This is a genomic window from Actinomadura sp. ATCC 39365 (genome assembly GCF_054392275.1).
This window is the reverse complement of record NZ_CP184335.1, coordinates 7,097,107-7,121,606: the sequence shown is the minus strand read 5'-3', so window position 1 is coordinate 7,121,606 and position 24,500 is coordinate 7,097,107. Positions and strand designations below refer to the sequence as shown.

Below are 24,500 nucleotides of genomic sequence, written 5' to 3'. Positions count from 1 at the left end.
ACGCCGTCCGGAAGCGCTAGACTGAGCCCGTGACCGAGTCCTCCCTGCGCGCCCGCAAGCGACGGCGAGCCCGCGACGAGATCATCGAGGCGGCCTACCGGCTCTTCGCCGAGCGCGGCTACGACGAGGTGACGGTCGCCGACATCGCCGAGCGCGCCGAGGTGGGCCGCACCACGTTCTTCCGCTACTTCGGCGACAAGCAGGAGGTCGTCTTCGCGGGGGAGCACGACTGGCTCGACGGCCTGGCCGCCCACCAGCGCGAGCTGCGCGGCGACCGCCCGCCCGGCCTGCCCGAGGCGCTCGCCCAGGTGCGCGAGCTCACCCTCGCCCTGTGCGCCAGGGCCACCCTCGACCCTGGCCGCTACGTCCTGCGCGAACGGCTGATCGCCGACCATCCCGAGCTCGGCGACCGTACGGCGCGCAAGCAGCGCCGCTTCGCCGAGACGATGACCGAGATCCTGCGCGAGCACGGCGCCACCCCCGAGACGGCTGCCCTGGCCCCGCAGCTCGCGCTGGCCTGCTACACCGCCGGCCGCGCCGTAGCCGGTGACGACCCGGCGGCGCTGGCCCCGAGCGTGGCCGCGGCCTTCGACCGGCTCGGCCTCCTCCCGCCCGCCGCCTGACCCGCCGCCACCGGACTCTTCACGCGCCCGGCTCAGCGCACGTGCACACCGATCAGGCAGGTGTCGTCGTCGGTGTCGGAGTTGCAATGGGTGAGCAGGTCGTCGAGCCGGTGGTCGAGGGTCGAGGCCGTGCGCGAGGCGACGGCCAGCAGCCGGTCCTGGGCGTGGCGCAGGTTGTGGTCGCGCCGCTCGATCAGGCCGTCGGTGTAGAGCAGCAGCGTGTCGTCGGCCTCCAGCTGCAGCCGGCCCTCCTCGTAGACGGCGTCGGCGAACGCGCCGAGCAGCGGCCCCTTCACCATCGGCAGCTCCGTGCCCTGCGCACCGCGCAGCAGGATCGGCGGCAGGTGCCCGGCCCTGGCCCAGCGCAGGACGCGGGTGGCGGGGTCGTACAGGCCGCAGATCGCGGTCGCCGTCATGCGGTCGGCGAGGTGGCGGGCGACCAGGTTGAGCCAGCTCAGCAGCCGGGCCGGGCCCGCGCCGGTGGTGGCCAGGCCGCGCAGCGCGTTGCGCAGCACCACCATGCCCGTGGCGGCCTCGACGCCGTGCCCGGCCACGTCGCCCACCGACAGCAGGATGCACTCCGACGGCAGGACGACCGCGTCGTACCAGTCGCCGCCGACCAGGTCCTCCTTCTGCGCCGGACGGTAGCGGACCGAGATGCGCAGCCCGAAGGAGTCCATGCGGCCGTGCGAGGGCGGCATGATGGCGTGCTGGAGCTGGAGGGCCAGGCGGTTGCGGGCGGCGGACTGCCGTTCGGTGTGGGCCAGCCTGTCGCGGGTCACCGCCAGCGCGACCTCCGTCCAGTGCTGGGGCGAGACGTCCTGGTAGGCCCCCCGCAGCGCGGTCAGCCGGCCGTCCGGGGCGAACACCGGCTCGGCCACCACGCGCAGGTGGCGGGCCACCCCGTCGGGGCGTTCGAGCCGGAACGCCGTCGCCGCCGGCCGCCGGTGATGCAGCACCGTGCGCAGGAAGAGGCCCACGGCCACCTCGTCGTCGCGGTGCACGTGGTCGCGCAGGCGTTCCAGCGGGACCGGCCGGGCGTCCGGCGGCAGGCCGTACAGGGAGAACATCTGGGCGTTCCACATGATCTGGCCGGTGAGCGCGTTCTCCTCGAAGCCGCCGATGCGGCCCAGACGCTGGGCGTGCTCGAGCAGGCGGGCCTGGTCGTCGTGGTCGCGCCGGACGAGCAGCACGCTCCCGCCGTGGCGGGTGATGCTCACCTCGGCCGTGGAGGCCGCGGTGAAGGGCATGTCGGTGGCGCGGAACGGCTCGCCGGTGGCGTGCACGTGCTCGATCCTGGCCAGCAGCTCCCCGGCCGCGAACGGGTACGCCTCCAGCAGCAGCCCGCCCGCCCGCACCGCCGCCGACCCGTTGGCGTGGTGGACGCGGAAGTCGGCGATGTGGCCCTGCGGGTCGAGGTGCGGCACCAGGACGAGCGCCGGGTCGGACATGGAGTCGGCCAGAGCGGCCAGCTCGGCCAGGGCGGCGCCGGCCCGCGCGGGCGGACCGGGGGAGTTCAGGGTGAGGGCGCACAGGTCGGCCAGCGCCTCGATCTGGCGTTCCATCCTGGGCGTGGGCTCGGGACAGCCACCCGGCCAGCAGATCTCCAGGACGCCGAGCACCCGTCCGCCCAGCCGGGCCAGCGCGGTGACGCGGCCGCCGGTCAGCTGGTGGCGGCCGATCGAGGGCGGCCCCTGCGTGGTGTGCCACAGCGTGCGGCGTTCGATCAGCGTGCTGGTGGCGGGCGTGACCAGGCCCGGCGGGACCTGCCGCCAGAGCCCGGCCTCCTCGGCGCTGAAGCCCGCGTGCCCGGCCAGCGTCAGCGACGTGTCCGGCCCGGCCGCCCACACCGCCACCGCCGTCGCGCCGATGGGCAGCAGGGCCGTCTCCAGCACGGCGTGGGCCGCCGCCTGCACGTCCGTGGCGCCGAGCGCGGCGCTCTCGGCCGTCCGCAGCCGCACCGCCGCCTCCGCGTGCCCGGCAAGCGGCTCGGGACCGCCGTCGAGCCCGGCGGCGCCGGTCAGGGACGCGTCGGCGATGGGGTCGTCGGCGGCCCGGTTGACGACGTCGGCCGCCAGCTCGGCCTGCGACCGCCCGGTCCTGGCCGCGAGCGTGGCGAGCTGGTCGGCGGCCTGCGCCGGGGCGCAGCGCAGGCGTTCGACCAGGATGCCCTTCGCCAGCTCGACCAGCGCGCGGTCGTCGGCGGCGCGGCGGACCTCGTGCAGCTCGGCGCGCAGGCGTTCGACGGTCGCGGCCAGCCTGGCCAGGCCCGTCTCCTCGGCTGAACTCCCCATGGCTCGACTCCTCACCGGGTCAGGCCGGATCCATCCAGTGCTGGATGCGTTCGATCAGCTGGTCGGCGTCGACCGGTTTGGTCACGTAGTCGCTGGCTCCGGCCGCCAGCGACTTCTCCTGGTCGCCCGGCATGGCCTTGGCCGTGACCGCGATGATCGGCAGGCCGGCGTAGCCGGGCATCTCGCGGATCGTCTCGATCGCCGTGTAGCCATCCATCTCGGGCATCATCACGTCCATCAGGATCAGGTCCGTCTCGGGGTGGGCCGTCAGCGTGTCGATGCCCTTGCGGCCGTTCTCGGCGTGCAGCACGTCGATGCCGTGGATCTCCAGCATGCTGGTCAGCGCGAACAGGTTGCGCGCGTCGTCGTCCACCACCAGGACCGTGCGCCCGGACAGCGTGTTGTCGATCTCCCGGCCCGACGCCGCCCCCACCGTCCGGGACCTGACCAGCGGCAGCACGTCGCCGGGCTGGTCGGCGGTCAGGTGCAGGGCGATGCGCTCGCGCAGCTCGTCGAGGCTGGACAGCAGCTCCAGCGGCCGGTCGCCGATGCGCGCCTCCTGCGACGGGCCGGAGCGCCAGTTGTTGTAGGCCAGCACCGGCACGCCGTGCAGCCCCGGATCGCCGTCCATGGCCTCCAGCAGGCCGTAGGCGGCCCGGTCGGGCAGGTCGAGGTCGAGCACGACGCAGTGGCACGGCTCGGCGGCCAGCAGGCTCGCCGCCTCCTCCGCGCCCGTCGCCTCGACCACCTGGACGGTCCCGCCCAGCGGGTCGGGCGACCCGGCCAGGCCGCTCACCACGCTCTCGGTCACCAGCGACAGCAGCCCGTGCGGGCGTTCCTCGATCACCAGCAGCCGCCGCGGCTGACCGGCCACCGGCAGCGCGACGGCCGCGGGCGCGCCGCCGGTCGCGTGCCCCTCGGCGCCGGGCTGGGCGACCGGCAGGTACAGGGTGAACACGCTGCCCTGGCCCGGCGTGCTCTGGACGGTGATCGCGCCGCCGAGCAGGTAGGCGATCTCGCGGCTGATGGACAGGCCGAGGCCGGTGCCGCCGTACTTGCGGCTGGTGGTGCCGTCGGCCTGCTGGAACGCGCCGAAGATGGCTTCGAGCTGCTGTTCGGGGATGCCGATGCCGGTGTCCATGACGCGCAGGGCGATGGCGGGGGCGTGCGGGCGCACCGAGGCGGGCAGTTCGCCGTGCGCGGCCGGCTCGATGCGCAGCTCGACGCCTCCGGTCTCGGTGAACTTGACCGCGTTCGACAGCAGGTTGCGCAGCACCTGGCGCAGCCGCGAGTCGTCGGTGAGCAGGTCGGCGGGCACACCCGGCCCGGTGGTGATCCGGAAGTCGAGGCTCTTCTGCGACGTCATCGGCCGGAACGTGGCCTCGACGTAGTCGAGAAGCTGGCGCAACGGCACCCATTCGGGGTTGATGTCCATCTTGCCCGCCTCGACCTTGGACAGGTCGAGGATGTCGTTGATCAGCTGGAGCAGGTCCGAGCCCGCGGAATGGATGATCCCGGCGTACTCGACCTGCTTGGGCGTCAGGTTGCGGGTGTGGTTCTGGGCCAGCAGCTGGGCCAGGATGAGCAGCGAGTTGAGCGGGGTGCGCAGCTCGTGGCTCATGTTCGCCAGGAACTCGCTCTTGTACGTCGAGGCCAGCGTCAGCTGGTGGGCGCGGTCCTCCAGCTCCTGCCTGGCCTGCTCGATCTCCAGGTTCTTGGTCTCGATGTCCTGGTTCTGGCGGGCCAGCAGCGTGGCCTTCTCCTCCAGCTCGGCGTTGGAGCGCTGGAGCTCCTCCTGCTGCTGCTGCAACTCCTCCGAGCGGGCCTGCAGCTCGACGGCCAGCCGCTGCGACTCCTTGAGCAGCTCGTCGGTGCGGGCGTTGGCCACGATCGTGTTGAGGTTGACCCCGATCGTCTCCATGAGCTGGTCGAGGAAGGCCCGGTGGACCGGCGTGAACGCCTGCACCGAGGCCAGCTCGATCACGCCGAGCACCTGCTCCTCCACCACGATCGGCAGCACGATCACCGAACTCGGATCGGTCCTGCCGAGCCCCGAGGAGATCGTGATGTAGCCGGGCGGGACATCGGCCATCGTGATCGTCCTGCGGCTGCGGGCGGCCTGGCCGACCAGCGCCTCGCCGAGCCGGAACCGGGTCGGCCTGCCGGGGTCGGCCGGGTAGCCGTAGGCGCTGATGAGCTGCAGCTCGTTCTCCTCGGCCGAGAAGAACGCGCCGTACTGGGCGCCGACCAGCGGGGCCAGCTCGTTCATCACCAGCTCGGCGACGGCCGCCAGGTCGCGGTGACCCTGCATGAGACCGGACATGCGTGCCAGGTTGGACTTGAGCCAGTCCTTCTCCTCGTTGGCGCTGGTCGTCTCGCGCAGCGACTTGACCATCGAGTTGATGTTGTCCTTCAGGTCGGCCAGCTCGCCCTCGGCGTCGACCGTGATCGAGCGGGTCAGGTCGCCGGAGGTGACCGCGCTGGTGACCTCGGCGATGGCGCGCACCTGCCGGGTCAGGTTGGCGGCCAGCTCGTTGACGTTCTCCGTCAGCCGCTTCCACGTGCCGGACACGCCCTCGACCTCGGCCTGGCCGCCCAACCTGCCCTCCCGGCCCACCTCGCGGGCCACGCGGGTCACCTCGGCGGCGAAGGAGGACAGCTGGTCGACCATCGTGTTGATGGTGGTCTTCAGCTCAAGGATCTCGCCGCGGGCGTCGACGTCGATCTTCCTGGTCAGGTCGCCCCTGGCCACCGCCGTGGTGACCTGGGCGATGCTGCGCACCTGGTTGGTCAGGTTGTCGGCCATCGAGTTGACGTTGTCGGTGAGGTCCTTCCAGGTGCCCGACACCCCTCGGACGGTCGCCTGGCCGCCCAGGTTGCCCTCGGTGCCCACCTCACGCGCCACCCGGGTCACCTCGTCGGCGAAGGCCGACAACTGATCGACCATCGTGTTGATGGTCTCCTTCAGCTCCAGGATCTCCCCACGCGCATCCACCCGGATCTTCTGCGTCAGATCACCCTTGGCCACCGCCGTGGTCACCTCGGCGATACTGCGCACCTGCGCCGTCAGATTGTCGGCCATCACGTTGACCGACTCCGTCAACGCCTTCCACGTACCCGACACACCCTTCACATCGGCCTGACCACCCAGCCGCCCGTCCGTGCCCACCTCACGCGCCACCCGCGTGACCTCGTCGGCGAACGACGACAACTGATCCACCATCGTGTTGAGCGTGTTCTTCAGCTCCAGGATCTCCCCACGCGCCGACACCGTGATCCGCTGGGACAGATCACCCCGCGCCACCGCCGTGGCCACCTGCGAGATGTTCCGCACCTGATCGGTCAGATTGCCCGCCATGAAGTTCACCGAGTCGGTCAGATCACGCCAGGTGCCCGCCACCCCCTCCACCTCGGCCTGACCACCCAGCTGACCCTCGGTGCCCACCTCACGCGCCACCCGCGTCACCTCGTCGGCGAACGACGACAACTGATCCACCATCGTGTTGACGGTGTTCTTCAGCTCCAGGATCTCCCCACGCGCATGCACCGTGATCTTCTGCGACAGATCACCCCGCGCCACCGCCGTCGTCACCTGCGCGATACTGCGCACCTGATCGGTCAGGTTGCCCGCCATCGCGTTCACCGACTCGGTCAGGTCCTTCCACGTGCCCGACACCGCCGGCACATCGGCCTGACCACCCAACCGCCCGTCCGTGCCCACCTCACGCGCCACCCGCGTCACCTCGGAGGTGAACAACGACAACTGATCGACCATGCCGTTGAACACCGAGGCGATCTCACCCAGCAACCCGTCGGCATCCTCGGGCAGACGAGTACGGAAATCACCGTCACGGACCGCCGTCAGCCCGCCGAGCAGCTGACGCAGCTCGGTCTCGCCGACCTCGGAAGGGCCTCGGACACGTTTGCCGCGCCCGCTCGAACGTGCGTTGCCGACCGTGGGGTCGCTCATGTCGTGTTCCTCGTTCCGTGCTCGCCCGGCATGGAAGAACTTCAACCCTGGGTAGCGGAAGAGTAGCCGCCTGCGCCCAGACGCGCGCTAGCCCCGAAGTTAGCCGAGATTGCCCCCGCGCGCCGCCCGTCACACGGAACGTTCCGCGGCGGCCCTGGCGGCGGCCACCGCCTCCTCGACGGTGTCGTGCACGGGGACGTGCCCGAGCACCCCGGTGATGTCCAGCAACCGGGCGGGCAGGGGCTGCACGGCGGCCGGGCGCACCGCGCCCGACCGCCTGAGCTGGTCGGTGGCGAAGGCCAGCAGGACGTGCAGGCCCGAGCTGTCCACGAACGGGACCCGGGCCAGGTCGAACACGACCTGGTGGCCGGGCTCCGGACGGTCTCGCAGGAAGCTCTCGAACTGGGCGCGGTTGGTGGCGTCGAGCTCGCCGGACACCACGATCACGGTCACGCCCGGCTGCTCCCGGCGCAGGAGCGTCAGCGGTGGCATCGCCGTCGCCCACCGCGCCTCGGACGCGACGCGACCGGCGGAGGAGGGGCGCCGACCGGCGCCCGGTGATGACCGGCCCCGGCGGAGGCCGGGTGTGTCGAGAAGCCGCGTCCCGCGGGGGCGGAGCAGTCACGCAAGCAGAATAGCCTCCCGGGGTCGCCGGGGACATCCCGTCAGTGACCGTGGCCGTGACCGACGAACGCGCCCGCCGGCCTGCCGGGCGGGACGAGGCCGAGCGAGATCACCGCCGCCACCCCCGCGACGACCGCGCACAGCACGAGCCCCGAGGTGAAGCCGCCGGCGCCCGCGCCCGGCACCAGGCTGGACGCGGCGACCGTGGAGACCACCGCCACCCCGATCGAGCCGCCCAGCTCGTGGAAGGTGTTGATCACCCCGGAGGCGACGCCGTTCTCGCCGGGCGGCACGTTGGCCATCGTCGTGGTGGTGGCGGTCACGAACGCCGGCCCGATCCCCACGGCGGCCAGCACGAACCCCGGCACCAAGGTGGTGAACGCGCCCGCCTCGGGGGAGACCCGCGTCATCAGCGCCGCCCCCGCGGCGGTCAGCAGGAACGACGCCACGGCCACCGGCCGGCCCCCGACCTTGCCGATGAGGCGGCCGCCGAGATGCGCGCCGAGCGTGATGGCGACGGCGACGGGCAGGAACGTGAGCCCCGTCCGCAGGGGGCTGTAGCCCAGGACGTGCTGCAAGTAGAGGGAGCTGAGGAAGAACAGGCCCAGCATCAGTCCGGTGGCGACCAGCATGACGAACGCGCCCGAGACGACAGGCCGCCTGGCCAGGGTCTCGACCCGCATGAGCGGCGCCCGTACCGACCGCTCGACCAGCACGAACGCGACATAGGACAGGGCGGCTCCGGCCAGCGGCAGCACGGTTCCCGCGGAGCCCCAGCCGCCGTCGCCGGCGGAGACGAGCCCGTAGATCAGCAGGGCGGTCGCCAGGGTGACGAGCAGCGCGCCGCCGACGTCGACACGACCGCCGCGCCGGGCCTCGTTCTCGATACCGCCCTCGACGCCGTCCTCGGCGCGGGCGGGGACGACGCGGGGGACGGCGGCCAGCACCAGCAGGCCGACGGGGACGTTCACGAAGAACACCCACGTCCAGCCGGGGCCGTCGGTCAGGACGCCGCCGAGCAGCACGCCGATCGCCGCGCCCGAGCCGCCGATGGCCGCCCACACGGCGAGCGCGCGGGCCCGGCGCTCGCCCTGGAAGACGGTGGTGACGACGGCCAGGGCCGCGGGTGACATCAGGGCCGCGCCGACCCCCTGGACGGCCCGCCCGGCGATGAGCGTGCCGCCGTCGTCGGCCAGGCCGCAGACGAGGGAGGCCGCGGTGAACAGCGCCAGGCCGGCCAGGAGCGTGCGGCGGGCGCCGAGCGCGTCGGCGAGCCGCCCGCCGAGGACCATCAGGCCGCCGAAGCACAGGGTGTACGTGGTCACCACCCAGGTCAGCGCCTCCCGGCCGAGCGCGAGGTCGGCGCCGATGGTGGGCAGGGCCACCTGGACGACGGTGATGTCGATGATCAGCATGAACTGCGCCAGGCACAACAACGCCAGCACCGCCCAGCCCTTGCTCTGTGCGGGGGCGGAAGCCCGCGTCCCGACGTGACGGCTCATCTCGTGTCTCCTTAACTCGTACACTGGTGTTCAAGTTAAGCACAAGAAAACGGTACGCCGGTAGGGTGTCGCGCCGGGCTCGGGAGAAGGGGGCTGAATGCCCACGCCGGGGCAGCCGAGCGTGAGGCCGTGCCGGAAGACCGGCGGGGGGACGGAGAGTGCCTGGAGGGTGGCGGTCAGGCCGGGGAGGGCGCGGTGAGGAGGGAGAGCATGGTGCGGATCAGGACCGGCTCGACCTCCTCGGCGGCCAGGCGGCCGGCCTCCCGTTCCTGGGCCGCGCTGTGAATGATCGCGAAGAACGTCGTCACCAGCCACTCCAGCGGCAGGTCGGTGCGGAAGTCCCCGTCGTCCTGGCCGCGGGCGATCAGGCGCTCCACCCGGCGCAGCGGACGGTCGTGGTGCTCGCGGATGCGCTCGGTGGGCAGCACCCGGTCGGCGGCCACGAAGAGCCGCCGGTGACGGTCGAGGATCTCCCACGACGAGTGCAGCAGCCCGGCCATCGCCTCCGGCGCGGGAGCCGTGTCGAGTGCCTCGTCCTCCAGGACGGCGTCGGCCAGCCCGACGGTGTGGTCGAGGACGGCGTCCACCAGAGCCTCGCGGGAGGGGAAGTGCCCGTACAGGGTGACCCGGCCGACGCCCGCGGCCTTGGCGATCTCGGCCACGCTCGCGCCCGGGTCGTCGCTGAGCAGCCGCGTCCCGGCCTCCAGGATGGCGGCGATGTTGCGTTCGGCGTCGGCCCGCCGGGCGGGGACGGGCTGTCGGGCGGCGGTCTTCCCCATGGGCACCAGCCTACGACGCCTCCGGCCGGGGATCGCCGCTGCCCTCGGCGCGTCACCGGCCCCAGGGGAGGTGGTCAGAGGGCGCGCGCGTGGTCCAGGAGAGGTGGTCAGAGGGCGAGCGCGTGGTCCAGGAGGGACTGGAGGGTGACGGCTCCGGCGACCCGGCCGTCCTCCACGATCGCCACCAGCGGGCTGCGCGTGCGGGCCATGAGCGCCGCCAGCTCGAGCACCGTGGCCTTCATGTCCGCCACCGGCAGCTCGCGCGGCTGCTCAGGAAGGCATTCGCGGACGGTACGCGTGCCGAGCCGGCGCAGGAACAGGTCGGCGTGGGCCTCGTCCACCACCCGGGCCAGGGCCGGGTCGTCCTGGCAGTAGGGCGGCACGGCCAGCCGGAGCACCTGCGTCCCAGGGAGGATGCTGTGGGGACGGCCGTCGTCGCCGATCACGATGAGGCCGGGCAGGTCGCGCTCGGCCAGCAGCCGGGCGGCGTCGAGCGCCGACATGTCCAGCGTGACCGCCGGGAACTCCGTGACGAGATCGCGTGCGCGCATGGGTGATCATCCTCCGGCCCACAGCCTAGCCAACCCCCCTCTCGCCCGGCGCGCAGGCAGGCGGGTGGGACGTGGGCAGTGATCGTCGGCCGAATTCCGCGGTACGCCTCCGTCGTCCGTCGAGTTGCCGGATCGCCGGCGCAGAAAGCGTCCGCCGTGCGCGGCGCCCGTCGGCCCGTGCTTTGTTTCCGATCGCCATGATGACGAAAACGGGGGGCTGTTTTCGAAGCTCTTTCCTGGCGGCAAAACCAGGCTCGAAGGTGTGGCGCGACACCATGAGTAGGGGCCGATCCTAAACGGTCGCCGCGAAATGCATATCACTCATCGAGATGTCCCCGCAACGCTCTTCCGGGTCGGAGAATGAGCGGCTTCTGTCGATCACGGAGCATCCCGTTCCCGTTACTGGAAACGATCTTTACATTCAATCCCGCGCATGTGACGATCACTGCGTTTTCCGACATCTGTTCGAAAGGCTGTGAGTGAACACACGTCGATTAGCGTCCGGCTTTTCTCACCGGACGCGCCGTCGCGCTGCCCTGATCACCACTCTGACGCTGCCGCTGTCGCTCCTGAGCGCCCCCGCGATCGCCCAGGGCCCCACGTCGCCCCCCACCTCGGCGCCTCCGGCGACGCCATCGGCCACCACGCCGCAACCGGCACTCAAGGCCGCCTGGCAGCAGGCGGCCAAGTCCGGCAAGCCTGTTGAAGTCCCGTCCCAGTTCACCGAGACCATGAAGGTCTGGGCGAACCCCGACGGCAAGCACATGCGGGCTGAGCTGTACACCCGGCCCGTCCAGCTCAAGAACCCGGCCAGCGGCGCCTGGGAGCCCGTCGACACCCGCATCGTCACCCGGGACGGCAAGCTGCGGGCCGCCCGGGTCAAGACCCCGCTGACCTTCGGCGGGCGCGGCGCCAGACACCTGGTGTCGGCGGAGGGCGAGAGGGGCGCGACCGGGCTGCGCGTCACCCGGGCGTTGCCGGAGCCGAAGGTCTCCGGCAGCACGGTCACCTACCCCGACGCCGTCGCGGCCGGAGCCGACCTGGTGGTGCAGGCCCAGCCTGACGGTTTCGTCTCGCAGGTGGTCTTCCGGCAGCGGCCGGCCGGCCCGGTGACCGTCCGGCTGCCGCTCACCCTGCCCAAGGGCACCGCCTTCGGCACCACCTCCGACGGGCAGCCGCAGCTCAAGGACGCCAAGGGCAAGGCCGCGGCGGCGCCGGTCGTCCTGACCGCCGTGGACGCCAAGGTCGAGACCGGGCCCGACGCCGGCAGGTCCGCCCCCGTCCGGGCCCGGGTGGACAGCTCCGGCGCGACGCCGGAGCTGGTGTTCACGCCGGACGAGAAGTTCCTGGCCGATCCGGCGGTGACCTACCCGGTGACGATCGCCGCGGCCGACGACTGGTTCGGCGGCGGCGAGCCCGACGACGCCTGGGTCAGCAAGAACAACCCCGGCACCAACAACGCCGCGGCCGGCTGGCTACGCGCCGGCACCACCTCCACCAGCGCCGACGTCGCCCGCGTGTACCTGAAGTTCGACACCGACGACCCCGTGCTCAGGGGCGCCACCGTGGTGGACGCCGACCTGTCGGTGTGGAACTACAAGTCGGGCGGCCCCGGCGGCCAGCTGTGCGGCGACACCATGGGGTCGGGCATCGCGGCCGCCCTCGTCACCTCGGCCTGGGACACCTCCACCTTGAGCTGGTCCCGGCAGCCCACGGCCGCCGGCAGCCTGGAGGGCGTGAACAAGGCCGGCTACAACGACGATGCCGACCCCACCTCCTGGTGCGCCACGGAGGAGACGCTGGTCCACCGCGTCACGAACATGGCCAGCGCCTGGATCGAGCAGGGCGTGGCCAACCACGGGCTGGTGCTGCGGGCCGTCAACGAGACCACGGCGATCAACTGGCGCCAGTACTACTCCAAGGAGCAGAACGGCGACCCCTACCCGGGCTACCGCCACCCGCCCACCCTCGTGATCCAATACACTCCGGCGCCTGAGCCGCAGGAGGTCGCCATCGTCCGCGACTATCCCGGCGGCCAGGAGGTTCCGGCCGGCTCCTTCGCGGAGGACAAGGCCTGGGCGACGTCGTCGATGCGCGACGGGGAGACGGTGCCCGGCCGCGCGATCACGCCGGAGAAGGCGCTGGACGAGGCCATCGCACGGAACAGCACCGTCGAGCTCGACGCGATGGACGCGTCCTACCCGAGCGGCCTGTCCGACGAGGAACTGGTCGCGGGGTTCGACCCGGTCTTCGAGGATCAGGGAACGCCGCCCGCGCCCAACCCCGACCCGACGCCGCCGGCGCCCGGCAAGGTGCTCAACGCCAACCCGTCCTTCGAGAGCGACCTCCCGCCGTGGACGGCGACCGGCGGCACCTTGGAGCGGTCGGCCGACCGCGCACACGAGAGTGGCGGAACCGCGTCGGCGAAGGTGGTCGTGCCCGCGGGCGGTCAGGCGGAGGTCCGCTCCGAGACCGGGATCGCGGTCCGTGCGAACGCCCTGCACGCGACCAACGGCTGGTTCTACCCGCAGGGCGGCGGCGTCGCCCTCGCCTGGGGCGTGGACTGGTTCGACTCCGCCGGAACCCTGCTCAAGTCCAGCACGGCCGAGCGCACCCTGGCGGCCGACACCTGGACCGCCGTCGACGTGACCGTTCCACCGCCCTCCGGGGCCGCGACGGCGCAGCTGAAACTGTCGGTCAAGGCCGATCAGGACGCTGCGGCGACGTTGTACGCGGACGAGCTGAAACTGCTCGGCAGCGGAGGCACCGACCCGGGGCCTGGTCAGGAACGCACGATCGAACTCCCGCTGAAGGAGAACCTCTCGATCGACAGCGAGGACGCCTTCGACGACAGCGGCGCCAACCTGTGGGCGGGCCTGTACGACGGCCCCAACAACCCGGTCAAGGAACGGACCTACCTGCGGTTCGACTCCGCCGCCATCACCGGCAAGCAGGTCAAGTCGGCGGAGCTGCGCCTGTCGAACGTCTATGGGTACGGATGCGGCGACAACGGCGCCGGCATCCTCGCCCAGCAGGTGACCGGGGCCTGGGGCGCCGGCACGCTGAGCTGGGGCGCGCAACCTGCGGTGACGGCCGCGAACCAGGCCACCGCTCGTGACCCGCAGCCCTGCCGGAACGAGGATCCGGTCATAGGCGACACGTGGACGTGGCCGGTCACGGGCATCGCGCAGGCGTGGGGCTCGGGCCAGCCGAACCATGGGCTTCTCCTCCGAGGCGTCCACGAGTCGTCCACCGCCTCGGCGTACGACCGGGGGTTCGCCTCCTCGCGGTCGGACAGGCAGGCGCCCACGCTGGTCGTGACCTACCTCGACACCACGACCCCGACCCCGACTCCCACGCCGACCCCGACCCCCACCCCGACTCCCACGCCGACCCCGACCCCCACCCCGACTCCCACGCCGACCCCGACCCCGACTCCCACGCCCGGGGACGACACCACGCCCCCGGAGGTCGTCGAGGTCCAACCCGCCAACGACGCCGAGAACGTGCCGGCCGGCGCCAAGGTGATCGTGCGGTTCAACGAACCCGTCACGAACGCCCGGCTCTCGGTGACCGACCTGTTCGACGAGCAGGAGGTGGCGGGGCAGTCCAGCATGAGCCCGGACGGGAAGACGTTGACCTTCACGCCCTCCCAGGGGCTCGGCAGCTACTACACGGCGGAGGTGAGCGAGGCCAAGGACGCGGCCGGCAACATCATGATCGGCTCCTATCCCTGGTGGTTCACCAACTACCAGTGGGCCCCGCTGAGGGCGACGGCCAAGAAGGCCGCGCCCGGCGCCCTGGCGGCCGGCAAGCTGCGCGTACGCGGTGCCAAGGAGTCGTCGGGACGCCTGATCGTCTCGACGACGCAACCTTCCTTGCTGGTCAACGTCCCTCGCCCGGCAGGTCGGCACGCTTCGGCGGAGGTCCAGGTCGAGCACGCCTCGGCGCGTCAGGGCAAGGGCGTGATCTGGACGGGCAGGGCGCAGGCCGGCGCGAACGGCTCCCCGGCGATCACCGGCATCCAGGTGCCCGCGGGCAAGCTGCGTGACGGCTGGCAGGTGCGCTGGCGGGCCCGGGTGTCACTGGCGGGAGCCGTGGGCGCCTGGTCGGACTGGCAGCCGTTCACGGTGGCCGAGACCGCGGGCGGGTCCGAGCTCGCCGCCACCGCGGTGGCGGACGCGGCGAGCATCAAGAAATACCTGCCCACCGACAAGGACATCGCCCAGGACGTCACCTTCACCGAATGCCAGGCGGGCGCCACCACCGAGTCCTGGAACGGTTACACCAAGAACCGTTTCGCCTACTGCAACAAGGGGCCCTGGGTGAGCCGGATCACCGCGAAATACCCGGACGGTCAGGAGCAGGTGCTGACCAAGGTGCAGGGCAAGCGGCTGGTACGGATCTCGACGGACCAGACCGGCCGGGAGTTCGAGGTCACGACCCGCGTCTGGGTCGACGCGGGAGGCTTCGGCGCCCTCGCGACGGCTCCGCACGCGTTCTGGACCGAGGTGAGCGACCCCGGGCCGGGAGCCGGTGCCTGCCAACTCGTCTCCAGGACCGGGACGAAGTGGGCCACTCCCTCGCAATGGAACAACGCGAGCCAGGAGTGGCAGATCACTGAACGTTTCCGTACCGACCGCGCGGACGGCGAACACAAGATCGGCTCCTGCACGCTGACCCCCGCCATCGCGCACGACCACCAGGGCAAGCGGGCCGCGCCCGGCTTCCGGTCCTTCACGGTCAGGTGTGACACGTCACCACTCGTCAACTGGCACAACAAGGACGCGCAGGGTAATTCCGTGGGCGGATGCGTGGTCATGGACGCCATTCCCGCGCAGTCCTTCGCGAAGGACGACAAGAACGACAAGGGCGTGGCGGTCGACCAGATCTACGACCACATCAAGCGCGCGCTGACGCCTGGTTCCTTCACCAATCCGGTGCCCGGCGGCGTCACCTTCCCGGACCTGCGCCAGGCGAAGAGCATTCCGGGCGGCACGCCGCAGAACCCGTTGTCCCGCGTGCGATACTCGCCGCAGGTCGACGCCAACCGTCGATTCGCCGGTAAAACGTGCGAGTTCGAGTTCGGCAAGGAGCAACTCGCCCCCGAGGACGCCGAATGCGATGAGTTCCCCTTCGCCTCGACAATGCAGGGAGCCGCATACGCGAAACCGGAACACAATTTCTCGGTGCAGATCCTCGGCAAGGAACAGAAGCTGGGCTATGGCGCGATGCTGCAGGCCTGGTACAGCAACAACCGAATCCTTCGGCAGGACAAGTTCTACATGCGACTGAAATAGCGGCCGCCGCGGCCCGCTTCCCGCAGCCCGGGAAGCGGGCCGCGCTGCCCTGGAACTGAAGGAACGCCGTCATGGAAAAGATCCTCGCTGAGCGCTCCGACGGCATCCAGGTGTGCCGTTTCCACGCGTTCGCGGACGTCGAGGCCGCCCAGGATCTCCGTCCCCGCCGGCCGGGCATCTGGGACGTCGGCGTGTTCGTCCGCCACGAGAGCTGGGACGGTGACGCGCCGGGGAGGGTCAGGAGGGGAGGCGCAGGTAGCCCGGTGGGACGTGGGCGGTGAGCCAGACGCCGTTGGCGCTGCGCAGGAAGAGGTGACCGGCGACGTGCATGTCCCCGGCGGCGACCGCCAGCACCACCGGCCTGCCCCTGCGCGCGCCCACCCGGACGGCGGTCTCCCGGTCGGGGGACAGGTGCACGTGGTGGCGGCTCATCGGCCGCAGGCCCTCCCGGCGGATCGCGTCCAGGTTGCGCGCCACCGTCCCGTGGTAGAGGTACGCGGGCGGCTCCACGGCGGGCAGGCCGAGCTCCACCGGCACGGAGTGGCCCTGGCTGGCGCGGATCCTGCCGTCCTCGATCGCGTAGCGCCGCTTGTCGTTGGTCTCCACGACCTGGCGCAGCTCGTCGGGGGTGATCGGGAAGTCGTGCGCCGCGGCGGCGGCGAGCAGGTCGTCGACGGCGACCCAGCCGGCCGGGTCGAGGGTGAGCCCGATGCGCTGCGGGTCGTGGCGCAGGTGCCTGGCCAGGTACTTGGAGATGCGGATCATGCGTCGTTCGTCCATCGAGGTTCCATTCTGGCAGCGAGGGGCGGGCGCGGTCAGTTGGTTTGTGCCCGTACGAGGTCTTCGCCGACGGACGTACGGCCGTAGAGCACCGAACGGCCCGCCCGGACGCGGCCGACCAGCCCCGCGTCGAGCAGCACCTTGAGATGGCGGCCCACCGAGCCCAGGCCCTGGCCGGTGAGCGCGACGAGCTGCGTGGTGCTCTTCGGGGTGTCCAGCAGCACCAGCACGCCCGCCCGCGCCCCGCCCAGCAGCCTGCCCAGGGCCTGCGGCGTAGGCGGCGGGCCGACGTCGGCCAGCGGCCCCGAGCACGGGTAGACGATCGCGCAGCGGCGGGAGCCGTGCCAGCTCACCCAGCCCTGCCGCGGCGTGACCGGCACGAACATCAGCCGGGCGCCCGCCAGGTCCCGCGGCGGGTGGTCGTGGGCGTTGATCTGCAGCCGTCCGTCGCCGAGCCAGCGCAGGCCGGGACGCATGCCGTCCAGGGCCGCCGCCCAGCCGCCCCGGCCCAGCCGCGCGGCGCGGGCCGTGACGTCGGCCTCGATGATCCGGCGGCGCCGCGGCCAGGTCGGCAGCACGGTCTCGCGCCACACCCACTCCAGCCGAGCGGCCATGCGTCCGGGCAGGTCGTCGCGGCGCAGCGCGGCGGGCACCGGGCCGCCCAGCGACTCGACCAGGTCCGCGCGCGCCTGCTCGGGCGGGGTGTCACGGACGCTCGCGACCTCCTCCTCGAAGGCGGCCTCGCCCTCTCCCTCGGGCGTGGGCGTGAGGAAGGTCGCGTTCCACGTACGGCCCAGCGCCGCGCGGACGAGCAGCGCCGTGACCGGGTCGGCGGCCTGCTCGGCGCGGTAGGCGGGCAGGTGGGCGGCCAGCCAGGCGTCCTCTCCGGGATGGGCGGCGACGGCGCGGTCCAGCGTCTTCAGCGCGGCGATCGTCTCGGCCAGCGGCGACAGGACGAACCGGCCGTCCGCGAGCGTGTCCGCGTCGACCTGCCAGAAACCCACCACGTCCTCCCCGCCCCCGCGTTGTTTCGCGGGTGGGCGAAACAGTAACGCCTGCCGCCGCCGGTCGCGAAGACTGCCGTCCCATGCGCACGTACCGGGACCTGTTCGGCAGGTCCGGCTTCACCCCGCTCTTCCTGGTCTCGTCCGGGCAGGTGGCCGGGCAGACGGTCAGCGGGCTGGCCCTCGGCACCCTCGTCTACGCCGACACCGGATCGCCGCTGCTGTCCGGGCTGGCCATGTTCGGCCCGGCGCTCGCCCAGGTGGTGGGCGCGGCCACGCTGCTGTCGGCGGCCGACCGGCTGCCGCCGCGGGCCGCCCTGTCCGGGCTGGCGCTGGCGGCCGCGCTCGGCGCCGCCTTCCTGGCCCTGCCCGGCCTGCCGGTGTGGGGCATGCTCGCCGTCGTGCTGGCACTCGGCGCGCTGTCCGCGCTCGGCGGCGGCGTCCGGTACGGGCTGCTGAACGAGCTGCTCGACCGGGACGGGTACCTGCTCGGCCGGTCGGTGCTCAACATGTCCTCCGGGATCGTGCAGATCGCCGGGTTCGGCGCGGGCGGCGTGCTGGTGACCGTCCTGTCGCCGCGCGGGACGCTGCTCGTCGCGGCGGCCCTCCACCTGGCCGCCGCGCTGGCCGGGCTGGGGCTCGGACGGCGGCGGCCGCGCGCGTCCGGACGGCCCTCACCCGCCGAGACCTGGCGCGACAACGCCCGCCTGTGGTCCGATCGGCCGCGCCGGCACGTCTACCTCGCCCTCTGGCTGCCCAACGGCCTGATCGTCGGCTGCGAGTCGTTGTTCGTGCCGCTCGCGCCGGACCGGGCCGGGCTGCTGTTCGCCTGCGCCGCCACCGGGATGCTCGCCGGTGACGTGCTGGTCGGCCGGTACATGCCGCCGCACTGGCGGGCGCGGCTGGTCACGCCGCTGTACCTGCTGCTCGCGCTGCCGTACCTGGTGTTCGTGGCCCACCCGTGGCCGGTGCTGGTCGCGCTCGCCTCGGCCGGGTTCGCCGCCACCCTGCTGCTGCAGGAGCGGCTCATGGCGCTCACGCCCCCCGAGCTGAGCGGGCACGCGCTCGGGCTGCACTCCTCCGGCATGGTCGCCATGCAGGGGCTGGCCGCCGCGCTCGCCGGCGCCCTGGCCGAGTACACCTCGCCCGGCACGGCCATGGCCGTGCTGGCCGCGGCGTCGGCGGCGGTCACGCTCGCGCTGGCGCCCCGCCTGCGGTCCGCCCGTGTCGCAACCCCGGCGCAGGCTCCGGCGAAGTTACCGTTGACCAGGGGAAATCGCCGGGGGAAGGACACATCATGACGCAGACGGACGACTTCGTGCTCGACGTCACCAGGATCCGCGAGCAGGTGCGGCAGAAGATGGACGAGGGCCCGATCACGCAGACCTTCGGCCGCGACCCGGAGAAGGTCATCGAGATCCTCAACGACGTGATCGCCACCGAGGTGGTGTGCTGGCTCAGGTACACCAGGCACGCCATCTCGGCCAAGGGCATCGACCGCGCGCAGGTGGCGGCGGAGTTCACCGAGCACGCCAAGGAGGAGCTCGACCACGCGCTGCGCGCCGCCGAACGTGTCAGCCAGCTCGGCGGCGAGCCCGACTTCGACCCGGCCAAGCTCGTCCAGCGCTCGCACACCGACTACCAGGTGCCCGCCGACACCGACCTGAAGGCGCTGCTGGAGGCCAACCTGTGGGCCGAGCGCATCGTCATCTCCACCTACCAGGAGATCATCCGCTGGCTCGGCGAGGGCGACCCGACCACCCGCCGGCTCATGGAGTCGATCCTGGAAGAGGAGGAGGAGCACGCCGACGACCTCACCGACCTGCTCGGGGTCTAGGACCGGGCTTGGCCCGCCGTTGGGCGGCCCCTGAGCCGGCCCGGGTAAGGGCCGGGCATGAAGAGCCTGGTCAACACGCCCGTCACGCACACGCCGCCGTCCCGCGAGATCGACGTCGAGACGCTGAGCCGACGCCTCGCCGAGGCGGTCGACGGCGAGGTGCGTTTCGACCTGGGCAGCCGCGCCGCCTACGCGCGTGACGCCTCCAACTACCGGCAGGTCCCGATCGGCGTCGTCGTGCCGCGCGACCTGGACGCCGGGGTGGCGGCGGTGGCCGTGTGCCGGTCCAGGGACGTGCCCGTGCTCTCCCGCGGCGGCGGCACCAGCCTGGCCGGGCAGTGCTGCAACGCGGCGGTGGTGATCGACTGGTCCAAGCACTGCGGCGCGGTCGAGTCCGTGGACGCGGCGGGCCGCCGGGTCGTCGTCCAGGCGGGGGCCGTGCTCGACCAGGTGGACCACGAGCTGGCGCCGTACGGGCTGATGGTGGGGCCGCGGCCGTCCAGCCATCGGGCCTGCACGATCGGCGGCATGATCGGCAACAACTCGTGCGGGGCCTCGGCGCAGGCGTACGGGAAGATGTCGCAGTCGGTGCTCCGGCTGGAGATCCTCACCTACGACGGCGTGCGCGCCTGGGTGGGGCCGACGAGCGACGCCGAGTACGACCGCGTCCAGGCCCAGGGCGGCCGCCTGGCCGAGATCTACCGCCAGGTGCGCGACCTGCGCGACGAGACCATGGAACTGGTCCGCACCCGCTACCCCAGGCTGGAACGCCGCATCTCCGGCTACAACCTCGACCAGCTCCTGCCCGAGAACGGCTTCGACCTGGCCCGCGCCCTGACCGGCAGCGAGGGCACGCTGGTGACCGTGCTCCGCGCCGAGCTGCGCGTCGTGCCGGCGCCGCCCGCCAGGGCGCTGGCCGTGCTCGGGTTCGAGGACGTCTTCACCGCCGCCGACGCCGTCCCGGCCGTGGCCCGGCACGCGCCGATCGCGCTGGAGGCCATGGACGAGACCATGTACCGGCTGGCCAAGCGGGAGCACCCCGGCGACCCGGCGCTCCAGGACCTGCCCGAGGGCGGCGGCTGGCTGCTGGTGCAGTTCGGCGGGGACACGCCCGAGCAGGCGCGCGAGCGGGCCGAGACGATGATGCGCGACGTGGGGGAGCGGGCCGGGGCGCCCACGCCCACGCACGCCTTCCTCGGCGACCCGGCCAGGGAGGACCGGCTGTGGCGGTGGCGGGAGTCGGGGCTCGGCGTGGAGGCGTACCCGCCGACCGGCCGCCAGACGTACGAGGGCTGGTCGGACGCGGCCGTGCCGCCCGAGCGGCTGGGCGCCTACCTGCGCGACTACGAGCGGCTGCTGCGCACGCACGACTACCAGGACTCCGCCCTGTACGGCCACTTCGGCCAGGGCTGCGTGCACGGCCGGCTGCCGCTCGACCTGCACACCGACGACGGCATCGCCCGGTACCGCGCCTTCGCCAAGGAGGCCGCCGAGCTGGTCGCCTCCTACGGCGGCTCGCTGTCCGGCGAGCACGGCGACGGCCGGGCGCTGGCCGAGCTGCTGCCCGTCATGTTCGGCCCGGAGGTCGTCGAGGTGTTCGGCCGCTTCAAGGCCATCTTCGACCCGCGCGACCGGATGAACCCGGGCAAGGTCGTCCACCCCCGCCACCTGGACCAGAACCTGGCCCAGCACCGCTTCTACCCGCACGAGCCGCGCCAGACGTTCTTCCAGTACCCCCACGACCACGGACGGTTCGGGCACGCGGCCACCCGCTGCGTCGGCACCGGGACCTGCCGCAAGCACACCTTCGAGGGCGGCGTCATGTGCCCCAGCTACCGGGTGACCCGCGAGGAGGAGCACTCCACGCGGGGGCGCGCCCGCCTGCTGGAGGAGATGGTGCGCGGCGACGTCATCACCGACGGCTGGCGTTCGGCGGCCGTGCGCGACGCGCTCGACCTGTGCCTGTCGTGCAAGGGCTGCCGCTCCGAATGCCCCGTGAACGTGGACATGGCCACCTACAAGGCCGAGTTCCTCGCCCACCACTACCGGCACCGCGTCCGGCCGCGGGCCCACTACTCGATGGGCTGGCTGCCGGTGTGGGCCGCGCTCGCCTCGGCCGCGCCCGGCCTGGTCAACGCGGTCAGCTCGGCGCCCGGACTGTCGCGGCTGGTCAAGGCCGTCGCGGGGATCACGCCGGAGCGCGACCTGCCGAGGTTCGCCCGCCAGCGGTTCACCGACTGGTTCAGGCGGCGTCCCCAGAGCCGGCCGGGCACGCGGGGGCGGGTGGTGTTGTGGGCCGACACCTTCACCGACCACTTCGACCCGCACATCGGGCGGGCCGCCGTGGACGTGCTGGAGGCGGCCGGGTTCGAGGTGGTGGTGCCGCCGGTGACGCTGTGCTGCGGGCTGACCTGGATCAGCACCGGGCAGCTCGGGGTGGCGCGGCGGGTGCTGGCGCGTACGGTGGGGGCGCTCGCCCCCTGGGCCGAGGCCGGGGTGCCGGTGGTCGGCCTGGAGCCGAGCTGCGCCGCCGTGTTCCGCTCCGACGGGCCCGAACTGCTCAACACGGCCGAGACGCGGCTGCTGGCGGAGCGGTTCCTGACGCTGGCCGAGCTGCTGGAGACGCGCGCCGCCGACTGGCGGCCGGCCACGACCGGCGGGCAGGCGATCGCGCAGGTGCACTGCCACCAGAGCGCCATCATGGGCTACGACGCCGACCGGGCCGTGCTCGACCGCTTCGGCATCCGGACCAGCGTGCTCGACTCCGGCTGCTGCGGGCAGGCCGGGAACTTCGGGTTCGAGCGGGAACACCACGAGGTGTCGAAGGCCTGCGCCGAGCAGGGGCTCTGGCCGGCCGTACGGTCGGCGGGGCCGGGGGACGAGCTGCTCGCCGACGGCTTCTCCTGCCGCACCCAGATCGCCGCCGCGGGCACCGGACGCCAGGGCCGCCACCTGGCCGAACTGCTCGCCACGGCCCTCGTCCGCCAGGACTGACCCGGCCGCGCCCCGGCCCGGCCCCGCCCCGGCCAGGCACGCCCCGGTCACGGCTGCGGCCGGGACCGGGACGGCGTCAGGCCGACAGGCTCTGGGACAGGCGGCGGGGCAGGCCGGTGTTGCGGGGGCGGCCCACGCGGTGGACGGCCAGCTCCAGCGCCTCGCGCTGCCCCACCAGCACGACCCACGCCTTGGCCCGGGTCACCAGCGTGTACAGCAGCTTGCGCCGCAACATGATCCCGCCCGCCTCGGCCACGATCGGCGCCACCACGAACGGGTACTCGCTGCCCTGCGAGCGGTGCACGCTGATCGCGTAGGCGTGGGTGAGGTCGTCGAGCTCGCCGAACCCGTACTGGACGGTCTCGCCGTCGTCGGTGCGGACCTCGACCACGCGGTCCTGCGGCAGCACGGCGGTGACCGTGGCGGTCTCCCCGTTGAAGACGCCCTTGTCGTAGTTGTTGCGGATGGGCATGACCCGGTCGCCCACCCGGAACACCGACGCCCCCGACCAGTGCTCGGGCTTGTCGTCGGCCGCCGGGTTGAGGCGGTCCTGGAGCAGCCGGCCCAGCGTCACCGCGCCCGTCTCGCCCTTGCGCATCGGGCACAGCACCTGCACCTGCTCGGGCGGGACGCCCTGCTTGCGCGGGATCGCCTCCATGGCCAGATGGGCCACCCGCTCGGCCACCCGCGCCGGATCGTCGAGCTCCTCGAACCAGAACCCGCCGCGCCCCGGCGTCGCCGGCATGCGGCCGGCCCGGATGAGGTGGGCGGCCTCGACGATGCCGCTGCCGCCTGCCTGGCGGAAGACGTGGGTGAGCCGCACGCGCGGGATCGCCTCCACGCGCAGCAGGTCGGCCAGCACGTCGCCGGCGCCGATGCTGGGAAGCTGGTCGCTGTCGCCGATGAGCAGCAGATGGCTGCCCGGCTGGACGGCCGCCGTGAGCCGGGTGGCGAGATGGAGGTCGAGCATCGACGCCTCGTCGACCACGATCAGGTCGGCCTGCGCGGGCGCCTCCTCGAACAGCGTGGACGGATCGGGATCGGGCTGGTGGGCGAGCATGCGGTGGATGGTCATCGCGGGCATGCCGGTCAGCTCCGACAGGCGCTTGGCCGCCTTGCCGGTGGGGGCCGTGAGCGTGACCGTGCCGCCCGACGCCCGCACCGTGGTGGCCACGGCCTTGACCGTGTGGCTCTTGCCGCAGCCGGGCCCGCCGGTGATGATCGAGACAGTGCAGGTCAGCGCCATGTTGACGGCCGCGCGCTGGTCGTCGTGGAGGGTCTCGTCCTCGCGGAAGGAGCGCAGCGGCAGCGTGGAGCGGGCCCGCATGAGCCGGGTGAGCTGCTCGGTGAGCTGCCGCTCGCGGGCGTGCACGTGTTTGGCGTAGGCCACCGCCCGCCCCGGCTGCTGCTCGTCGGCCTCGACCACCACCCGCCGCTCGGCCACCAGGGCGTCGATCATCGGCCCGACCGCCTCGGGATCGAGCTCGATCAGCTCGGCCGCCCCCGCCACCAGATGGGGCACCGGCACGAAGCAGTGGCCGTCGCGGACCGCCGCCGACTCCAGCCGGTCGAGCAGCGCCGCCTTGATCCGCTGCGGGCTGCGCTCGGGCACCCCCGCTGCAGCGCGATGCGGTCGGCGACGCGGAAGGCGATGCCCCTGACCCGGCCGATCAGCCGGTAGGGGTCGGTGGCCAGGACCTCCTCGGCCTCGCCGCCGAACACCTGATGGATCTTGGCCGCGAGCAGCGGGCTGACGCCCAGCCCCTGCAACGTCACCATCAGCGCGGCGATGGCCTTCTGCTCCTGCCACGCCTGGACGATCTGCGCCTGCCGCAGCGGCCCGATGTTGACGACCTCGGTCAGCCGCCCGGGCTCGGCGTCGATGACCTTGAGCGTCTCCTCGCCGAAATGGTCGACGATCGCGTACGCCAGCCGCGGCCCGATGCCCCGGATCAGCCCCGACCCGAGGTAGACGCGGATCGCCCGGACCGTGGCGGGCACCACCCGCTCGCACCCGGCCACCGCGAACCGCCTGCCGTGGCGCGCGTGGTGGCTCCAGTCGCCGGTCAGCCGGAGCGTCTCGCCCGGCTGCGCGCCCGACAGCGCCCGGCCGGTGGCCACGAAGTCGGGCACGCCCTCGGCGCTCATGCGCGCGACGGTGTATTCGTCGTCTCTGACGTAGACGAGCTGCTCGACCGAGGCCTCCACAGCAGCGATCAAACCATCTGCCACCGACAGTCCG

Annotated in this window: 16 protein-coding genes; 6 read left to right on the top strand and 10 right to left on the bottom strand. The window is 72.7% G+C overall.

Going from position 1 to position 24,500, the window contains the following annotated elements; genetic code table 11:
- The first annotated feature begins 29 nt into the window (after nucleotides 1-29).
- On the top strand, nucleotides 30-623 hold the full coding sequence (locus ACNF49_RS34735) for a TetR/AcrR family transcriptional regulator (RefSeq protein ID WP_357989038.1): 594 nt from the start codon (nucleotides 30-32) through the stop codon (nucleotides 621-623).
- Between the two features lie 32 nt (nucleotides 624-655).
- On the opposite strand, the gene ACNF49_RS34730 is transcribed toward ACNF49_RS34735, so the two are convergent.
- The 6 genes from ACNF49_RS34730 to ACNF49_RS34705 all read right to left on the bottom strand — a co-directional run bounded on the left by ACNF49_RS34730 (nucleotide 656) and on the right by ACNF49_RS34705 (nucleotide 10,343).
- Nucleotides 656-2,917, bottom strand: coding sequence for a SpoIIE family protein phosphatase (locus tag ACNF49_RS34730; RefSeq protein WP_357989040.1), 2,262 nt, complete (start codon nucleotides 2,915-2,917; stop codon nucleotides 656-658).
- Between the two features lie 19 nt (nucleotides 2,918-2,936).
- Nucleotides 2,937-6,887, bottom strand: coding sequence for a HAMP domain-containing protein (locus ACNF49_RS34725; protein ID WP_482940208.1), 3,951 nt, complete (start codon nucleotides 6,885-6,887; stop codon nucleotides 2,937-2,939).
- A gap of 129 nt (nucleotides 6,888-7,016) precedes the next feature.
- Entirely contained in the window at nucleotides 7,017-7,379 is a 363-nt protein-coding gene (locus ACNF49_RS34720; RefSeq protein ID WP_482940207.1) for an STAS domain-containing protein, read from the bottom strand.
- A 173-nt stretch (nucleotides 7,380-7,552) separates the two neighbouring features.
- Nucleotides 7,553-9,013, bottom strand: a complete 1,461-nt coding sequence (locus tag ACNF49_RS34715; protein WP_482940206.1) for an MFS transporter — start codon at nucleotides 9,011-9,013, stop codon at nucleotides 7,553-7,555.
- A 176-nt stretch (nucleotides 9,014-9,189) separates the two neighbouring features.
- On the bottom strand, nucleotides 9,190-9,792 hold the full coding sequence (locus ACNF49_RS34710) for a TetR/AcrR family transcriptional regulator (RefSeq protein ID WP_482940205.1): 603 nt from the start codon (nucleotides 9,790-9,792) through the stop codon (nucleotides 9,190-9,192).
- Between the two features lie 107 nt (nucleotides 9,793-9,899).
- Nucleotides 9,900-10,343, bottom strand: a complete 444-nt coding sequence (locus ACNF49_RS34705) for a CBS domain-containing protein (RefSeq protein ID WP_352329152.1) — start codon at nucleotides 10,341-10,343, stop codon at nucleotides 9,900-9,902.
- Between the two features lie 731 nt (nucleotides 10,344-11,074).
- Between ACNF49_RS34705 and ACNF49_RS34700 the strand changes: the two genes are divergently transcribed.
- Together ACNF49_RS34700 and ACNF49_RS34695 are read left to right on the top strand one after the other, a co-directional pair.
- Complete coding sequence (locus ACNF49_RS34700; protein WP_482940204.1) at nucleotides 11,075-15,643, top strand: DNRLRE domain-containing protein; 4,569 nt, start codon at nucleotides 11,075-11,077, stop codon at nucleotides 15,641-15,643.
- 71 nt (nucleotides 15,644-15,714) lie between these two features.
- On the top strand, nucleotides 15,715-15,924 hold the full coding sequence (locus ACNF49_RS34695) for a hypothetical protein (RefSeq protein WP_482940203.1): 210 nt from the start codon (nucleotides 15,715-15,717) through the stop codon (nucleotides 15,922-15,924).
- Here the strand turns inward: ACNF49_RS34695 and ACNF49_RS34690 are convergent.
- Both ACNF49_RS34690 and ACNF49_RS34685 read right to left on the bottom strand, forming a co-directional pair.
- Nucleotides 15,881-16,423, bottom strand: coding sequence for an RNA 2'-phosphotransferase (locus tag ACNF49_RS34690; protein ID WP_357977080.1), 543 nt, complete (start codon nucleotides 16,421-16,423; stop codon nucleotides 15,881-15,883). The two genes, ACNF49_RS34695 and ACNF49_RS34690, sit on opposite strands and share 44 nt — an antisense overlap.
- Before the next feature lie 35 nt (nucleotides 16,424-16,458).
- Nucleotides 16,459-17,427 (bottom strand): ArsR/SmtB family transcription factor, encoded by a 969-nt coding sequence (locus ACNF49_RS34685; protein WP_357977077.1) that lies wholly within the window; start codon nucleotides 17,425-17,427, stop codon nucleotides 16,459-16,461.
- Between the two features lie 83 nt (nucleotides 17,428-17,510).
- On the opposite strand from ACNF49_RS34685, the gene ACNF49_RS34680 reads away from it, so the two are divergent.
- Genes ACNF49_RS34680 through ACNF49_RS34670 form a run of 3 tightly spaced genes read left to right on the top strand, consistent with a single transcriptional unit; the run spans nucleotide 17,511 to nucleotide 22,258 of the window.
- Nucleotides 17,511-18,728, top strand: coding sequence for an MFS transporter (locus ACNF49_RS34680; RefSeq protein WP_482940202.1), 1,218 nt, complete (start codon nucleotides 17,511-17,513; stop codon nucleotides 18,726-18,728).
- Nucleotides 18,725-19,264 (top strand): DUF892 family protein, encoded by a 540-nt coding sequence (locus ACNF49_RS34675; protein ID WP_352351383.1) that lies wholly within the window; start codon nucleotides 18,725-18,727, stop codon nucleotides 19,262-19,264. The genes ACNF49_RS34680 and ACNF49_RS34675 overlap by 4 nt, the downstream gene beginning before the upstream one ends.
- A 57-nt stretch (nucleotides 19,265-19,321) precedes the next feature.
- Nucleotides 19,322-22,258, top strand: a complete 2,937-nt coding sequence (locus ACNF49_RS34670) for an FAD-binding and (Fe-S)-binding domain-containing protein (RefSeq protein ID WP_482940201.1) — start codon at nucleotides 19,322-19,324, stop codon at nucleotides 22,256-22,258.
- A 76-nt stretch (nucleotides 22,259-22,334) separates the two neighbouring features.
- Here the strand turns inward: ACNF49_RS34670 and recD2 are convergent, their stop codons facing one another.
- Nucleotides 22,335-23,822 (bottom strand): SF1B family DNA helicase RecD2, encoded by a 1,488-nt coding sequence (recD2, locus tag ACNF49_RS34665; RefSeq protein ID WP_482945626.1) that lies wholly within the window; start codon nucleotides 23,820-23,822, stop codon nucleotides 22,335-22,337.
- Nucleotides 23,747-24,466 carry a helix-hairpin-helix domain-containing protein gene (locus tag ACNF49_RS34660; RefSeq protein ID WP_482940200.1) on the bottom strand — a complete coding sequence of 240 codons (720 nt, stop codon included), beginning with the start codon at nucleotides 24,464-24,466 and terminating at the stop codon, nucleotides 23,747-23,749. The genes recD2 and ACNF49_RS34660 overlap by 76 nt, the downstream gene beginning before the upstream one ends.
- Between the last annotated feature and the right edge of the window lie 34 nt (nucleotides 24,467-24,500).

Coding starts and splice junctions, on each gene's coding strand:
- ACNF49_RS34730 (WP_357989040.1), bottom strand. CDS start 2,917: ATGGGGAGTTCAGCCGAGGAGACGGGCCTGGCCAGGCTGGCCGCGACC.
- ACNF49_RS34725 (WP_482940208.1), bottom strand. CDS start 6,887: ATGAGCGACCCCACGGTCGGCAACGCACGTTCGAGCGGGCGCGGCAAA.
- ACNF49_RS34720 (WP_482940207.1), bottom strand. CDS start 7,379: ATGCCACCGCTGACGCTCCTGCGCCGGGAGCAGCCGGGCGTGACCGTG.
- ACNF49_RS34715 (WP_482940206.1), bottom strand. CDS start 9,013: ATGAGCCGTCACGTCGGGACGCGGGCTTCCGCCCCCGCACAGAGCAAG.
- ACNF49_RS34710 (WP_482940205.1), bottom strand. CDS start 9,792: ATGGGGAAGACCGCCGCCCGACAGCCCGTCCCCGCCCGGCGGGCCGAC.
- ACNF49_RS34705 (WP_352329152.1), bottom strand. CDS start 10,343: ATGCGCGCACGCGATCTCGTCACGGAGTTCCCGGCGGTCACGCTGGAC.
- ACNF49_RS34700 (WP_482940204.1), top strand. CDS start 11,075: ATGAAGGTCTGGGCGAACCCCGACGGCAAGCACATGCGGGCTGAGCTG.
- ACNF49_RS34695 (WP_482940203.1), top strand. CDS start 15,715: ATGGAAAAGATCCTCGCTGAGCGCTCCGACGGCATCCAGGTGTGCCGT.
- ACNF49_RS34690 (WP_357977080.1), bottom strand. CDS start 16,423: ATGGACGAACGACGCATGATCCGCATCTCCAAGTACCTGGCCAGGCAC.
- ACNF49_RS34680 (WP_482940202.1), top strand. CDS start 17,511: ATGCGCACGTACCGGGACCTGTTCGGCAGGTCCGGCTTCACCCCGCTC.
- ACNF49_RS34675 (WP_352351383.1), top strand. CDS start 18,725: ATGACGCAGACGGACGACTTCGTGCTCGACGTCACCAGGATCCGCGAG.
- ACNF49_RS34670 (WP_482940201.1), top strand. CDS start 19,322: ATGAAGAGCCTGGTCAACACGCCCGTCACGCACACGCCGCCGTCCCGC.